17 protein-coding genes and 1 pseudogene are annotated in these 13,705 nt (G+C 44.2%); 12 read left to right on the plus strand and 6 right to left on the minus strand.

The window, feature by feature from the left end:
- Positions 1 to 277: 277 nt before the first annotated feature.
- The 5 genes from MU515_RS14015 to MU515_RS14035 all read left to right on the plus strand — a co-directional run bounded on the left by MU515_RS14015 (position 278) and on the right by MU515_RS14035 (position 4,027).
- Entirely contained in the window at positions 278 to 1,540 is a 1,263-nt protein-coding gene (locus tag MU515_RS14015; protein ID WP_260261044.1) for a RidA family protein, read from the plus strand.
- A gap of 289 nt (positions 1,541 to 1,829) precedes the next feature.
- Entirely contained in the window at positions 1,830 to 2,699 is an 870-nt protein-coding gene (locus MU515_RS14020) for a patatin-like phospholipase family protein (RefSeq protein ID WP_260261045.1), read from the plus strand.
- 87 nt (positions 2,700 to 2,786) lie between these two features.
- Complete coding sequence (locus MU515_RS14025) at positions 2,787 to 3,401, plus strand: DsbA family protein (protein ID WP_260261046.1); 615 nt, start codon at positions 2,787 to 2,789, stop codon at positions 3,399 to 3,401.
- A gap of 109 nt (positions 3,402 to 3,510) precedes the next feature.
- A complete protein-coding gene (locus MU515_RS14030) occupies positions 3,511 to 3,765 on the plus strand; it encodes a type II toxin-antitoxin system Phd/YefM family antitoxin (RefSeq protein ID WP_252036457.1) in 255 nt (84 codons plus the stop codon).
- Positions 3,758 to 4,027 (plus strand): Txe/YoeB family addiction module toxin, encoded by a 270-nt coding sequence (locus MU515_RS14035; protein ID WP_260261047.1) that lies wholly within the window; start codon positions 3,758 to 3,760, stop codon positions 4,025 to 4,027. Before MU515_RS14030 ends, MU515_RS14035 begins: the two co-directional genes overlap by 8 nt.
- Before the next feature lie 41 nt (positions 4,028 to 4,068).
- Here MU515_RS14035 and MU515_RS14040 read toward each other — a convergent pair whose 3' ends face one another.
- From MU515_RS14040 to MU515_RS14050, 3 genes are all read right to left on the minus strand, one after another.
- Positions 4,069 to 5,742 carry an amidohydrolase gene (locus tag MU515_RS14040; RefSeq protein ID WP_260261048.1) on the minus strand — a complete coding sequence of 558 codons (1,674 nt, stop codon included), beginning with the start codon at positions 5,740 to 5,742 and terminating at the stop codon, positions 4,069 to 4,071.
- A 120-nt stretch (positions 5,743 to 5,862) separates the two neighbouring features.
- Positions 5,863 to 6,396 (minus strand): dihydrofolate reductase family protein, encoded by a 534-nt coding sequence (locus tag MU515_RS14045; protein ID WP_260261049.1) that lies wholly within the window; start codon positions 6,394 to 6,396, stop codon positions 5,863 to 5,865.
- A 4-nt stretch (positions 6,397 to 6,400) separates the two neighbouring features.
- Positions 6,401 to 6,592 (minus strand): hypothetical protein, encoded by a 192-nt coding sequence (locus MU515_RS14050; protein ID WP_260261050.1) that lies wholly within the window; start codon positions 6,590 to 6,592, stop codon positions 6,401 to 6,403.
- Between the two features lie 124 nt (positions 6,593 to 6,716).
- Here MU515_RS14050 and MU515_RS14055 point away from each other — a divergent pair, with 124 nt between their 5' ends.
- The 6 genes and pseudogenes from MU515_RS14055 (at position 6,717) to MU515_RS14080 (ending at position 10,797) form a co-directional block, all read left to right on the plus strand.
- On the plus strand, positions 6,717 to 7,121 hold the full coding sequence (locus tag MU515_RS14055) for an NAD(P)H-dependent oxidoreductase (protein ID WP_260261051.1): 405 nt from the start codon (positions 6,717 to 6,719) through the stop codon (positions 7,119 to 7,121).
- Positions 7,122 to 7,330: 209 nt separating this feature from the next.
- A pseudogene (locus tag MU515_RS14060) lies at positions 7,331 to 7,867 on the plus strand (HAD family hydrolase); the annotation flags it as partial.
- 135 nt (positions 7,868 to 8,002) lie between these two features.
- The gene (locus MU515_RS14065) at positions 8,003 to 8,419 is read left to right on the plus strand and encodes a GNAT family N-acetyltransferase (protein ID WP_260261114.1); all 417 of its coding nucleotides are present in this window, start codon (positions 8,003 to 8,005) and stop codon (positions 8,417 to 8,419) included.
- A gap of 49 nt (positions 8,420 to 8,468) precedes the next feature.
- The gene (locus MU515_RS14070; protein WP_260261052.1) at positions 8,469 to 8,687 is read left to right on the plus strand and encodes a DUF6500 family protein; all 219 of its coding nucleotides are present in this window, start codon (positions 8,469 to 8,471) and stop codon (positions 8,685 to 8,687) included.
- 291 nt (positions 8,688 to 8,978) lie between these two features.
- Complete coding sequence (locus MU515_RS14075; protein WP_260261053.1) at positions 8,979 to 10,037, plus strand: porin; 1,059 nt, start codon at positions 8,979 to 8,981, stop codon at positions 10,035 to 10,037.
- Between the two features lie 145 nt (positions 10,038 to 10,182).
- Positions 10,183 to 10,797, plus strand: coding sequence for a fumarylacetoacetate hydrolase family protein (locus tag MU515_RS14080; protein ID WP_260261054.1), 615 nt, complete (start codon positions 10,183 to 10,185; stop codon positions 10,795 to 10,797).
- A gap of 68 nt (positions 10,798 to 10,865) precedes the next feature.
- Here the strand turns inward: MU515_RS14080 and MU515_RS14085 are convergent, their stop codons facing one another.
- The 3 genes from MU515_RS14085 to MU515_RS14095 form a co-directional block, all read right to left on the minus strand.
- Positions 10,866 to 11,180, minus strand: a complete 315-nt coding sequence (locus tag MU515_RS14085; RefSeq protein WP_260261055.1) for an AzlD domain-containing protein — start codon at positions 11,178 to 11,180, stop codon at positions 10,866 to 10,868.
- On the minus strand, positions 11,177 to 11,866 hold the full coding sequence (locus MU515_RS14090; RefSeq protein WP_260261115.1) for an AzlC family ABC transporter permease: 690 nt from the start codon (positions 11,864 to 11,866) through the stop codon (positions 11,177 to 11,179). Before MU515_RS14090 ends, MU515_RS14085 begins: the two co-directional genes overlap by 4 nt.
- Before the next feature lie 111 nt (positions 11,867 to 11,977).
- Complete coding sequence (locus MU515_RS14095; protein ID WP_260261056.1) at positions 11,978 to 12,796, minus strand: AraC family transcriptional regulator; 819 nt, start codon at positions 12,794 to 12,796, stop codon at positions 11,978 to 11,980.
- Positions 12,797 to 13,033: 237 nt separating this feature from the next.
- Between MU515_RS14095 and MU515_RS14100 the strand changes: the two genes are divergently transcribed.
- A complete protein-coding gene (locus tag MU515_RS14100) occupies positions 13,034 to 13,666 on the plus strand; it encodes a LysE family translocator (protein WP_260261057.1) in 633 nt (210 codons plus the stop codon).
- Positions 13,667 to 13,705: the final 39 nt, after the last annotated feature.

Consider the following 13,705-nt stretch of genomic DNA (forward strand, 5'->3'; position numbering starts at 1 on the left):
TGCTTTAATTTTTGCGATGAGATTCTATTCACTAATTAGGAATTAATAGAAATTTTTAATCGTTATTTCTAAGTGTAGCTAATAAAAGATACGGATATTTAGTCTGCTGTTGATTAAATATCCGTTATTTACAATACGCTTAGTGGAAATTTAATTTGAGGTTAGTCACTTTTAAAGGGAATATTTTCACTTACTATCACTGCCACCTTACTTTTCTTCCCAATAACGACATTAAGAAATAAATATTTCTGTACCTAATATAAGGATAACAATCAACATGAGCGGCGTAATCATTAAAAATTCTCGCAACACAGAGAATGCACCAATTAGCCCTGTATCAACTCAAACAGTTGCGTTTTCTCACTACAATAACATCTCTGCTCAGCTACCTATTAACACAGCGGGTGAGATTGTTGTTGGCGGCGTAAAAGAGCAAGCGGCTCAATGTTTAGAAAACATTAAAGCGATCGTTGAAAGCATCGGTCACGTAATGGAAGACGTTGTTAAAGTTAACGTATTCCTTAAGAACATCGAAGATGCAGCACAAGTAGATGAAGTTTACGCTTCATTCTTCAATGGTTACTTCCCAACTCGCACAACAGTTGCAGTTGACGCACTACCAATGAGCGATGCTCTAGTGCAAATCGATGCAATCATCTCAAACGGTGAAGGTACAACTCCTCAAGCGGCTTGCCCACTAATCAAGCTAGCTCGTAACACAGAAAACGCACCAATTAGCCCTGTTTCAACTCAAACAGTTGCGTTCTCTCACTACAACAACATCTCTTCTCAGCTTCCTATCGACCCTGCAACAGGCAAGCTAGTAGAAGGTGGCGTTCAAGAGCAAGCGGCTCAGTGTCTACGTAACATCAAAAACATCATGGAAAGCATTGATGTACCATTCGATGACATCGTAAAAGTAACTGTATTTGTTAAAGATCTAGCAGATCTAGATGCAGTAAACGCAGCGTACACTACGTTCTTCCCTGATTCTTCAATTGCTCGTACAGTGGGTTACATGCCTGCGCGTACTAACGCAGTAGTTGCTGATCTAGCAATGGGTGCACGCGTTCAAATGGATGCAGTAGTATCACACGGCGACGGCACACCACCGCAAGAAGTTGAAGACCGTCACGGCATTGTTATCCGTGCTAACAACACAGATAAAGCGCCACGCAACCCACTACACACTCAAACTGTAGCGTTCTCTCACTACAACCACATTGCGGCTCAGCTACCACTAGACGTAGCAACAAACGCATTGGTTGAAGGTGATACTCAAGCGCAAGCGAAACAATGTCTGAACAACATCAAAGCGATCGTTGAAAGCATTGGTCACGTGATGGATGACGTTGTTAAAGTGAACATTCAGCTTAAAGATATGGCTGACCTAGACGCTGTAAACGAAATCTACACTACGTTCTTCAAAGGCGCGCTACCAGCTCGCACTGTTGTGGGTGTATCTCAAATCGCAATGGGTGCGGCAGTTCAAATTGATGCAACAGTATCAAATGCGGAAGGTACACCACCAAACGCATAATATTTAAAACTAATTAGTAATATAATTAGTTTAAATATAAATAATAAATAGAAGGCACTGTGTAAATAACGCAGTGCCTTTTTTTATTCATGTTATGGATAATTATTTGTGAGGTTGAAAGTTAAATAATAATTGCATAAACGATAACAAGTTTTGCTTGTTAAATTATATTTTGATTATTTGTTATACGCTTGATAGTTTCTGCTAATCAATAGAATTGATAAAAGCGATTAGAGCTAAGTCAATTTCAAAATTAAGCTACTCAGGAAGTAAAGAATGAGTAGCAACAATGAGTAACAGAGCTTTAGTCGTAGAAGGCGGCGCGATGCGTGGTGTGTTTGCCAGCGGGGTATTAGACAGTTTTATGGCTAAGGAATATCAGCCGTATGATTTTGTGATTGGTGTATCGGCAGGCGCATCCAACTTAGTGGGCTACCTTGCAAATCAGCCTAAGCGAAGTTTTGCAGTAATCAGCCAGTTAGCCACTCAAAAACGTTTCTTTAACCGTACTCGTTTTGTTCGCGGTGGCGATCTCGTGGATGTGAAATGGCTGATTGAACAGTCAAATCAGCGTTTTCCTATCGACTATGATCGAGTGCTGCAAACCCCTATGTATGCCGCCGTAACCAATATCGAGACGGGTGGCGCAGACTACTTCCGACTCAATGAAGAAAATTTAGATTCGGTGCTAGAGGCAACCACCGCTTTACCTATCGCCTATAAGTCTACGCCTTGCTTTTCAGGCGGGTGTTACACTGATGGCGGTGTGGCGGATTCTATCCCGGTAAAAGAGGCCTATCGCCGAGGTGCGCGCGATATTACGGTGATTCTGTCCCATCCATTGAGCTATGAAATGAAACCGATGAAAGCGCCATGGTTGATGAAAACCCTGCTAGCTCGCTACCCAAACATCGCCGAATCAATGTTGGTAAGAGCTAACAATTACAATCAATCACTGGCGTTTATTCGCAATCCGCCAAAAGATGCGACAATCCGAGTGATTGCACCACCCGAATCATTTGCCGTTAAGCGTTTAACCATGAAGCCAGAGATATTGGAGCAAGGCTATCAAATGGGCGTTGATGCTGGGCAAACCCACTTGGAGATTCAGCAAGGTGTTCATGGCCTCAGTGAAGAGAATTGTCATTTCTGTTTCTGATAACTTTGGGGGCGCAGGTGTGTTTGCAACGTCGTTTAGCTAGTATAGTGATAGTGGTGTCAGTTGAGAATTAAGGAAGTCGTGAGAATGGATTCAAACACTCTGTATTATGTGCATGATCCGATGTGCTCTTGGTGTTGGGGCTATCAGCCAACATGGCAAAAGATAAAACAATCTTTGCCAGAGGGTGTCAGGCTGCAATATTTGGCGGGTGGTTTAGCGCCCGATAGTGATGTGCCTATGCCAGAGCCAATGCAGCAACAAATTGCAGCGTATTGGCACAAAATTGAAGATTACTTGGGCACAGAGTTTAACCATGACTTTTGGAAAGATAATACTCCGAGACGCTCCACTTACCCTGCTTGTCGCTCTGTTCTGGCTGCGCGAGCGCAAGGTGCAGAGCAAGCGATGATTACAGCTATTCAGCATGCCTATTACTTACATGCGAAGAATCCGAGTGATGTGGATGTGCATATCGGTCTAGCTCAGCAACTCAACTTAAACGTAGAGCAGTTTGCCCGTGATATGGCCTCAAGTGAGCTTAACCAACAGCTTCTTGATGAGATCGCGTTTGCCCGTTCAATTGGCGGTAACAGTTTTCCTTCGCTGTTTTTGAAAACGTCGCAAGGTATTACGGAACTGCCGATTGATTACAAAGAGAGCGAAAAAACCATAGCGCAAATCGACGCTATATTGGGGTAAATAGCTTATTTTTGGTTAGTTGCCTTCTTAATATGTCATGTTCAATTTACTGTACAAGTATGTTTATGAAGACTATACTTGTTCAATTAATCGTACATGTGGAGTTCTTATGAGAATCGTATCTTTTACTGAGGCTAGAAATGGTCTTAAAGCTGTTTTGGACGGTGTAGTTAATGATGCTGATACTACCGTTATTACGCGCCGTGATTCTGAAGATGCAGTGGTTATGTCTTTAGACTATTACAATAGTCTTATGGAGACAGTTCACTTACTACGCTCTCCTCAAAATGCAGAACACCTAAACCGCTCTATAGCGCAGTATCGTGCTGGTAAAACAACCACGCGAGAGCTAATTGATGAGTAGTCATCAACGTTTGTTGTCATGGACTGATGACGCATGGGGTGACTACCTGTATTGGCAAACTCAGGATAAGAAAACACTCAAGCGCATTAATAAACTTATCAATGATGTTAAGCGTTCTCCTTTTGATGGTATCGGTAAACCAGAAGCCTTAAAAGAGAACTTAGCTGGTTTTTGGTCTCGTCGTATTGATGATACAAATAGGCTTGTTTATGCCGTCGATGATCAAGCGATAACGATAATTTCGTGTCGTTACCATTATTAAATTAGCTTCACCGCTCTGGTATTTTACAAACACCTAATTCGCTATTCATCTTCTCGCTCAAACACGACTTTGCCTTGTAATATTGTCATCAACACTTGTGCGTCAGCGATTTTATTCGCGCTTAGGCGGCTAATGTCTTGGTCGAGAATCGCCAAATCGGCAGACTTTCCAACCGAAATTGAGCCTGTCACTTGGGCCAAACCTAAACTTTTTGCTGCATTGATAGTGTAGGCATCAATGGCATTTATCACGTCGGGTAAGCCAGTTTTTCCCATCTTGATACTGTTCGCGATACCAACCAAAGGATTAATATCGTGCACGTTCCAATCACTGCTTAAGGTAACGTTAGCATCGGTACTATGCAGCGCATTGAGATTCATCAGTGCTCGTGTACGTCTTGCGCCAAGAAAGGCTTCTGCCCATTGGTGGTCATGTTGTGCGACATAATCCGAACCGACTTGAAAGTCAGCGGTTACTCCTAGTTTTGCAAAGCGAGGAATATCTTGTTTATCGACTAGCTCTACATGGGTGAGAGTATATGGCTGCGTAGATCCTGAGGCTCGCACATACTCCACAGCATCTAAAGATTCGCGAATCGCGCCATCCCCAATAGCGTGAATGTGGGCGCTATATCCAAGCTTATCCAGCTCTGTTAGCCATGATTTCATCGCTTTGGGTTCAATGTAGTTGATGCCATAAGGCTCGTCAGGGATGTAAGTATCTAAATAGGGTGCGAGCGTCTTTGCTGTACCATTGACAAAGATACCATCGCTGTACATTTTTACTTGATCAATAATTAATAGGCGGTCACTGTTACTTGACTGAATATCCGCGAGAAAATCCAGTTGTGGCTTCATGCTATCGGTAGGATAAATCCATGGCCTTAGTGAGACGCGCGCCGTTAAGGTTTGGTCTTGTTCGGCTTGTTGCCAAACCTCAAGCCATCCGCGTTTCCAATACAAACGTCCGTCGCCAATTGTCGTAATACCATGAGCAGCCGCTTCTTCTAAGCCAACCATCAAGCCATCGTAACTCTGTTCAAATCGGTTTTTCAGGCTATTCCAAGCCATCTCCATTACGATGTCGCCAGCATTATCGAGCAGTATTCCATTCAACTCGCCGGTATGCTTATCTTTGAGTATTTTGCCACCTTGCGGCTCGGGTGAATTCTTACTAATGCCAGCCAGTTGTAGTGCTTTGGAGTTAACCCACATTGAGTGTGACGTTTGCTCCATGATGACCACAGGGATATCTGGGTAGATCTCGTCGATGACTTCTAACGGTGTACGGCGGTTTTCAGGGTCGAGAATGGCTTCAATTGAAAAACCATAACCGGTTAGCCAGCCGTTTTTCGGTGCTGATGATCGGCATGCGCGCAAATAGGGGATTTGATCTTCTACTAAGCCGTCCATGTCCAGTTCGCAGCTTCCGCCAGCTTCGGATGCCGCTTCAAATACGTGGTTATGATTGTCGATAAAGCCCGGCATGATAAACGCTTGTTCTAGGTCGATTTCATCGGTCGAGGATGAAATGAAACGTTCAGCATGGTCATAATCACCAACAAACACAATTCGGCCTTGGCTGATGGCAATGGTATCGGCACGTTCGTGTCCGTATATGGTGGCGTTGGTCAGTAGGGTTTCGGCTGTGTGGTCATTCGCGTAACTTTGCATAGCAATGCTCAAAATTAGTCCGGTCAAGAAAGATCGTTTCATGATGGCTCCTTAGTTATTGTTGTGAGGAGTGTACTAAGCACTGCACATAGATAAAAAAATAGCCACTATATGAAGATTCGTATAGTGGCTAGGAGAGATTGGTGTGGTGACAAAAAAGTGCTATTTCTGCCTTACGTAATGGCTTTGCACCACTGCGTTTAACAAGGTTTTGCTTTCGCTTAGTGTGAAATTGAGTGGCGATGCCAGATCACCAAATAGCGGAGCACCACCTCCGAGTAAAACGGGAATGGTGGTAATAATCAGCTCATCAATCAAATCTTGTTGCAGAAAGTTTTGAATAGTTACGCCACCATCAATATAAAGTTCTTGATAGCCACGCTTGTTAAGGCTGTGGACGACGTCATTGAGCTCACCAGACACGATAGTTACCTTATCAGCCAGTTCAGCTGGTACTTCGGTGAGTGTATTGCTCAGCACGAATACCGGCTTTGTATAAGGCCAGTCAACACCAAAGCCAATCACGGTTTCAAACGTGTTTCTACCCATAATCAGGCTATCGATGCGCTCCATAAGAGGAACGAAACCAAGGTCAAGATTTTCTGGATTTGGAACAGAATGCAGCCAGTCTAACCCGCCTTGTTTGTCCGCAATGTAACCATCCAAGCTGGTGGCAATAAAGACGATATTCGCCATGTAATTATTCTCCGCGATAAAAGGCTTGCGCCAACAGTTTGATAGTAGCAGGAATCTGTTCAATAGAGATATTCCCAAAGCCAAGAACTGCGCAATGCCAGTCACGCTCAGGGCTGTTTTTTGCGTATGGAATGTTTAACATTTCATGCGCTAACTCATTGATAGAAAGGTGACTAATGGTAGAGATTTTTGTCAAAACATGCCTTGTTGGATAATTGCTCTAAGTTGCTGTTCTCGTATGTTAAATCAACGTCATATATGAAAGCATAGTCTTAATAAAGAGCCATTTGGAAGGTCACAACCAAGAGTAGGGAGAACCAATGAAAGCACTTGTCGTTATTGCCCACCCATTAGAAGACAGCCTCTGCCAGCATTTAGCAAGTAAAGCGGTCGAAAGCTTAGAGCTACAAGGGTATCAAGTTGAAGTGAAGAATCTCTATCAACAGCAATTTGAGCCCCGTTTGCTAACTCAAGAGAGACAGAGCTATTACGCTGAGCAGTTTGAGCAATCTCATTTAGAAGCGGAGCTTGCAGAGCTAAAGCAAGCCGATCATTTAGTCTTGGTGTTTCCTACGTGGTGGTTTGGTTTTCCTGCGATTTTAAAAGGATGGTTTGACCGAGTCTGGGCACCGAGTCACGCGTTCAATCACGCACATGACCTGGGGGCGATTACTCCGCTTCTGCACAACTTAAAACAAGTGACAGCTATTACCAGCCTAGGCTAACCATGGTGGGTTGATTACTTTGTGTTGTGGAAGCCTGTCCACCGAATCTTAAAGATTGCCCTACTTGGCGCATGCACAAAAAACTGCAAGCTGAAAATGTTCTCGCTGTATAAAGCCGAAGATGTCTCTCCGTCGCGTGCTGCGGAATTTACTCAGCGTATTAGTCGTTATCTCAATCCACAAAGTTAGGAGTGTTCATGCAGCATTTGATGTTTGATATCGATGGCACTCTGATTCAATCTTACGATTTTGACGAGCAGTGCTTTGTTCAGGCTGTACTGGATGTGACGGGCAAAACCATTAACACCAATTGGAGTGACTACCGCTACGTCAGCGACCGCGGTATTTTAATGCAGTTCATTGAGCAGCATCAGATGGATATCAGCATTGAGCAGCTCGAACCGCAGGTAAAAGCCGCTTTCATTCAAAACATTCAAGCGCATCTAAATCGTGACCCAGCCAAGGAGGTTGCGGGCGCGAAGGCTTTTATAGCTCGCTTGCAGCAAGACCCCAACACTGTTTTAAGTTTAGCAACAGGAGGATGGGGGGAGAGCGCTCGCCTTAAACTGCAATCGGCAGGGTTTGATGTTGATAAGCTAGTGATCGCTTCGTCCAATGACCACCATGCTCGTACCGAAATTATGCGGCATGCCAAAGCGCAAGTGGCCAACCAAGATGATTTACCGATTACTTATTTTGGCGATGGAGAGTGGGACAAAAGGGCGTGCGATGAGCTAGGAGTTAACTTTGTCGCGGTTGGCAACAGAGTAGAGCATCCTCAGAAAATCGACGACTTTATCAATGCAGAACTCGCTTTACATTTCGCCGCTAAAGCAACCCAGATTAGAAGCAAAACAACCAGCACTTTTCATTACCGAGCAATGACCCCAAATGATTATTCGCAAGTGATCGATCTCTGGGCGCAAACGGAAGCGATGCTGCTGCGAGAAGCTGATTCAGAGCAAAACATCAGCCGTTATTTAAACAGAAATGAAGGCCTGAGTTTTGTCGCTCTTGATGGTGACCAAATGATTGGTGCAGTATTGGTTGGTACGGATGGCCGCCGAGGCTATTTGCAACATCTTGCGGTTGATAAGGGTTACCGAGGGTTTGGTATTGGTAAACAGTTGGTGGAGAAAGCCACCCATGCTCTGAAGCAGCAAGGCATTGATAAAACCCATCTGTTTGTTGCCAATGATAATCTAGCAGCTCAGAGTTTTTATCAAGCCTTAGGTTGGTATTCGCGACCGGAAGTCACCATGTATTCATACAATACGTCGCAAGACGACAATATTTAATACAGAACGTGTTTAATAAAGAAAGTGTTCAGTAAAGAAAAGGAAGATTATGCGTCAGTCGCTAAGAGAAAAAGTACTTCAAGTATGTCACAAGAAAATTGCTCAGAAAGGGGATAATGTCGGGGTATCGTTCTATGCTTTTTTCGCCAACAAGAACGATGATCCAGAACTATTGATGGAAGCGGCGACATGGTGGATTGAGACTCATCAATTAGATCATTTTGAAAAGGCTCACAAGATTATTGCCATGGTAGAAAATGGGCAATAGTCGATAAATAGCCTGTTACGGCAGGCTTCTAAAGGGGCAGTTAGACGGTAATGTTTGGTTTTGTGATAGTGATCACTCACTATCTTCCGTTTAGTTGCCATGCAATATTTCTCAATCAAATTAGCCACTTGCTGATTCTCTATTCCATTCTTAAGTAAACTATCAGTCTAATCTTACATTTATGCAATCAATTTCATTTGATTAATACGTTTTCATTACTAGCTTTTAATTGTTAGCGAACCAACGAGTTGCATAAGCAGCCGTTGCTGACATAAATAAAGGACTAAACAGATGAAAACGACAAAATTAGCCATCGCAGTGGCAACAACTCTTTTGGCATCTCATTCAGCGTTTGCTGCGCAAGTTTACAGTGGAGACAAAACCACGCTCTCAATCGGAGGGTATGTGGATGTCGGTATTGGTGAATACTTTGAAACTGAGACCAAAGTGCACCAAGTATCTCCACGAGTGAACATCGCTGGTGAGAAAGAAATCGGTAATGGCATCACAATTGATGCGAAAGGCGAATGGGCCGTGAATTACTTAGACGGTGGTGAAGAGACATTCAAAACCCGTCTAGGTTACATCGGCGCAACCCATGCGCAAGCAGGTCGCTTAGTGGTGGGTACGCAATGGTCTCCGTACTATGACGTTGCAGGCGTTGCTGACCAACCTATCGCATTCGCGAATGACTTCGTTTATAGCAATCACGGCAATTTGGGCTCTGCTCGTGCTGATAAAATGGTGAGCTACCGTAATAGCTTTGCATTTAGCAGCGATATGTCGGCTTCGTTCGGTCTTGGTTGGCAAGGTAAACAGACGGATGTACAAGATACTGAAGTGCTAGTTGGTAATCCGGGCACAATTCAAGTGACTCGCGCAACAACAGAATATGATACTCGCGGCCAAATCGCTTTGAGCGGTGAGTTTGCCGGTTTCGGTGTGGGGTACGTTTACAGTGGTGGTGATATCACTGATGTGGATACAAATACCACGGTTGATGCCAACTCTCATGTCTTCTCTGCTAAATATGGTCAATACGGCAAGGGCATATACGCAGCGTTGGTTTGGGGTAAAAACGAGAATTTTTACAAAGGTTTAGAAGAAACACTGCAATACGAAGCGGTTGCGGCGTTTGGTTTGGATAATGGTTGGAACTTCATCGTTAACTATGAAGCGGTTGATGATGATAAAACCGATAAAACTCAGTTTAGTGAAAGTGCCGTGCAGGTGGAATATACCGTAGCGCCGGGCTTCGTTACCTTTGCGGCTTATCAATTTGACCTAGGTAATGACATCAATGTCACTGAAAACGATTACTGGACTCTCGGTGCTCGTTACTTCTTCTAAAGATAGATTCATTTAACTGCCTCTCAGAGCTGCCCTCAATAATGGGGGCAAGCTCTGAGTTTTTTATTCCTCTCGACGAATTTTATTTTCAGCTCACCAAGTTTGGATAGAATGTGCCTTCATTTAATGTTTCAAGGAAGATGGCATGTTTACTGTGACACTTGAAGGGAAGCTTATCTCGCCAAGTAAGATTCTTTGTGTTGGGCGAAATTATTTAGACCACATCAAAGAACTCAATAATGCCGTCCCTGAGCAAATGGTGGTATTTAATAAGCCAGCCACTTCCATTGCGACGACCATTGCTGCCCATCATCAAGAAACTCTGCATTATGAGGGCGAAATCTGTTTTGTTGTTCGCAATCAGCAATTATCAGCGGTTGGTATTGGTTTGGATTTGACCAAGCGCGAGCTACAAGCAAAACTGAAAAGCCAAGGTTTACCTTGGGAGCGCGCAAAAGCGTTTGATGGCTCAGCCGTGTTTAGTCGATTTATTAGTTTGAATGGTTTATCCATTGATGAGTTAGAGATAGAGCTGTTTATCAACTGCGTGCGCGTGCAACGTGGCGGCGTAAAACAAATGATTTATAAGCCACAACAAATAGTGGATGAAATTCAAAGCTACTCAACGCTTTGCGATGGGGATGTCATCATGACAGGAACGCCGCAAGGGGTCGGTGAAGTGCAATCGGGAGATGTCTTCTTAGGCCGTCTTATTCATGCAGGTAAAACGCTGATTGAAATTGAATGGCTCGCTCAGTAGAGCTAAGTTGCGAACACAAGCGCCAGTCTAAGACTGGCGCTTTTGTTTTTATGTGAGTGTAGTGAGCATTATAGCCAAACATTTTTTAGTAGTAGAAAGAGCAACATACTCACTATGGTGGTAAGCAGAACATTATGAGTTTTGTACACGATGAGCGCTGCGACTATGGCTGAGATTAAATAAGGGTTTGTGGCGGATACCCACAGTTCCCCTTCGGGTAAAAATACAATTGGAGCCCAAATTGCAGTGAGCACCGCAGGCGCAGAGTAAGACAAAACGCGCTGCAAAGTGTGCGGTAAGCGTATGGGTAGTTTTGGCTCTAAGAACAGGTAACGACTAGTAAATACCAGCAGCGCCATGGCTAAAATAGACAGCATGATCATGAGTTACCTCCTACTTGTTTTTGGCCATATTTCTCCGCTAAATAGCCTGACAACATGGCTCCGACACTGGCGATGATCAGTGCCCCCTCCATTTGCGCTAAATTAAGTAAAACTGATAACACCAAAGCGACGATAACCGCGAGCAAGGTTGGTCGATTTTTCACTGTCGGTATGACAATGGCGATAAAGGTCGCTGCTACAGCAAACTCTAAACCCAGCTGATTCAGGGCTGGAATTTTGCTGCCAGCAATGATGCCCACTAAAGTGGCTAAGTTCCAAAATAGATAGAAACTCAAACCTGCCCCCAGTGCATACCATGGCTTCAATCGCTTGGGTGACGTATTCCCACACACCGCAAACAGTTCGTCGGTAAGTAGAAAACCTAAGCTTAAACGCCAGCGCAGAGGCAAGGGGGCGATGGCTTGGCGCATCGAGACACTGTAAAGCAAATGGCGCGAGGTAATGAATAATACCGTCAGAAGCATGGTGGCAAGTCCGACGCCCGTTTTAATCATTCCGATTGCGACCAGTTGAGCTGATCCTGCAAACAGAATAGCCGATAGTGCCTGACTCTCTAATACACTTAATCCTGATTCAATGGCGTAAGATCCAGCCAGAAGTCCCCAAGGAATTACGGCCACGCTAAGAGGAAACATCGCAATGCTTCCTTGTAGAAAGAGTTTCATTCGGCTGTCAGATGGGTGTGAACTCAATGCATTGCTCCTTGTGTATGCTTTGGAGTTTCTATTTGGACATAACGCTAACTGTGAAACTTGTAAGAAATTGCCTTCATTGGATTATAAAGATTGTGCGTATTGCTTTGGAGTTACGCCCATTGCTCGCTTAAAGTGGCGATGAAAATGGCTTTGGTCATGAAAGCCCGCTTCTTGAGCGACATCCTTTAAACTGTGGCCGAGTTTGATCAGCTTAGTGGCGTAGCGTAACCGCGCTTGAACTTGATAAGCATGGGGGGGAAGGCCAAATTCTTTCTGAAAGCTGCGCGCAAAATAGTAAGGGCTAAGGTTAGACAGTGAGGCGAGTTCTTGCAATGAGGTATCGGCTTGTGGGAAGTCATCCAGAAACTCTTTAGCTAAGGTCAATTTGCTGCGGCCTTGAACTTCAAATTCGGGGCGCTGTTTACCATGGCGGTTCATCAGTTTAACTAATGTGCCGTACACCAAGGTTTCGCGCAGTAGACGATTATTCGAGCTTTCTAACGCGTCAAACACTAAGCGTAGCTGCTGTGCAAGCTCAGGGTCGTGTACCACAGGATCGGGAAAGTAGGGAATAATGCCTTGTTGGTTGAAGCCTTGGCTTACTTCTGCGAACTGCTCTGGTAAAGGGTACATGGCTTTGTATTCCCAGCCATCATCGGTTGCACTTTGGCCGTTATGAACTTGGTCTGCATTGACTAAAATAATGCTGTCTTGCGGCGCAACATGATTAGCACCAGTGCGATAAAATTTTTGCGCGCCTTTCTGGATCACCCCAATCGTGAAGCCTTCATGGCTATGGCGTGAAAAGTTCTGATGAGTGTATTTTGCATCAAGCACTTCTAACCCGCCCAGTTCTTGGGCATGCAGGAATTTAGCGTGTTCTTGCGTTTTGTTTTTCACTCAATTGGCCTAATCGGTCTTCCATTACCTTATCTATAGCATTTCTACTCTAAATGTTTTTGTACAAAATTGCCCTGTTGAGCGTTCTCTCCAATCAAAAACAGAGCAAAGTTAACTTGGCTTCAATGCTTATAATTCAATGTGTTGAATATGGTTGTATTGATGGTTATATGATCTAGAAATGAACTGGCATGTAATATAAAATCCCGCATCTCCTGTTCCGAGTTATAGAAAAATATGATTGATATGTCTGTTCTGCCTGTGTATCTCACGGCAGTGGTGGCCTTGTTGTTGCTACCAGGACCAGATATGTTGCTGATCGCCAGTTCAAGTATGAGCTATGGGCGACGCGTAGGCATTTTTGCAAGCCTAGGCAACGCGACATCTGGCATTATTTTGACCCTACTGGCTGCGCTAGGTGTGTCTGCCTTAATAGCAATGAACCCAATGGCGTTGAAAGTGCTACACCTTTTAGGCGGCGCTTATTTGCTAAAGATGGGTTGGGACTGTATCCGCGCTCAAGCGGCTGATGCACCAGAATTAGACGGTCAATCGAAGATGGCGACCACTTTCTATCAACGCGCTTTAGTCAGCAATTTGCTCAATCCAAAGGCCTTAGTGTTCTTTGTGATGTTCTTGCCGCAGTTTGTCTCTAGCAATATTACTGCAACATCTGGTGAGCAGATGCTAGCGCTTGGCCTACTGCTGAATGTGTTGGGCTTGTTATTTAACCTAGTGCTGGTGGCTTTGGTCGGTACTTTAGGTAAGAGCTTGCTAGAAAACGCCAAGTTTAGAACATATCAACATAAGTTCATGGGTGGTATTTTCTTTATACTCGCATTGTGGATGTTGAGTTCATTTCTTAAGTAATTCATACGATTATGATAAGGTCAGCGCTTCGCTGGCCTT

The sequence above is a fragment of the Vibrio intestinalis genome, assembly GCF_025195085.2.
In the GTDB taxonomy this organism is placed as follows: Bacteria; Pseudomonadota; Gammaproteobacteria; order Enterobacterales; family Vibrionaceae; genus Vibrio; species Vibrio intestinalis.

Excerpts from the sequence above, each read along its gene's own strand:
- MU515_RS14020 (WP_260261045.1), top strand. The coding sequence starts at position 1,830 with ATGAGTAACAGAGCTTTAGTCGTAGAAGGCGGCGCGATGCGTGGTGTG.
- MU515_RS14090 (WP_260261115.1), bottom strand. The coding sequence starts at position 11,866 with ATGAAACTCTTTCTACAAGGAAGCATTGCGATGTTTCCTCTTAGCGTG.
- MU515_RS14035 (WP_260261047.1), top strand. The coding sequence starts at position 3,758 with ATGAGTAGTCATCAACGTTTGTTGTCATGGACTGATGACGCATGGGGT.
- MU515_RS14015 (WP_260261044.1), top strand. The coding sequence starts at position 278 with ATGAGCGGCGTAATCATTAAAAATTCTCGCAACACAGAGAATGCACCA.
- MU515_RS14080 (WP_260261054.1), top strand. The coding sequence starts at position 10,183 with ATGTTTACTGTGACACTTGAAGGGAAGCTTATCTCGCCAAGTAAGATT.
- MU515_RS14070 (WP_260261052.1), top strand. The coding sequence starts at position 8,469 with ATGCGTCAGTCGCTAAGAGAAAAAGTACTTCAAGTATGTCACAAGAAA.
- MU515_RS14065 (WP_260261114.1), top strand. The coding sequence starts at position 8,003 with ATGACCCCAAATGATTATTCGCAAGTGATCGATCTCTGGGCGCAAACG.
- MU515_RS14085 (WP_260261055.1), bottom strand. The coding sequence starts at position 11,180 with ATGATCATGCTGTCTATTTTAGCCATGGCGCTGCTGGTATTTACTAGT.
- MU515_RS14075 (WP_260261053.1), top strand. The coding sequence starts at position 8,979 with ATGAAAACGACAAAATTAGCCATCGCAGTGGCAACAACTCTTTTGGCA.
- MU515_RS14045 (WP_260261049.1), bottom strand. The coding sequence starts at position 6,396 with ATGGCGAATATCGTCTTTATTGCCACCAGCTTGGATGGTTACATTGCG.
- MU515_RS14030 (WP_252036457.1), top strand. The coding sequence starts at position 3,511 with ATGAGAATCGTATCTTTTACTGAGGCTAGAAATGGTCTTAAAGCTGTT.
- MU515_RS14100 (WP_260261057.1), top strand. The coding sequence starts at position 13,034 with ATGATTGATATGTCTGTTCTGCCTGTGTATCTCACGGCAGTGGTGGCC.
- MU515_RS14055 (WP_260261051.1), top strand. The coding sequence starts at position 6,717 with ATGAAAGCACTTGTCGTTATTGCCCACCCATTAGAAGACAGCCTCTGC.
- MU515_RS14025 (WP_260261046.1), top strand. The coding sequence starts at position 2,787 with ATGGATTCAAACACTCTGTATTATGTGCATGATCCGATGTGCTCTTGG.
- MU515_RS14040 (WP_260261048.1), bottom strand. The coding sequence starts at position 5,742 with ATGAAACGATCTTTCTTGACCGGACTAATTTTGAGCATTGCTATGCAA.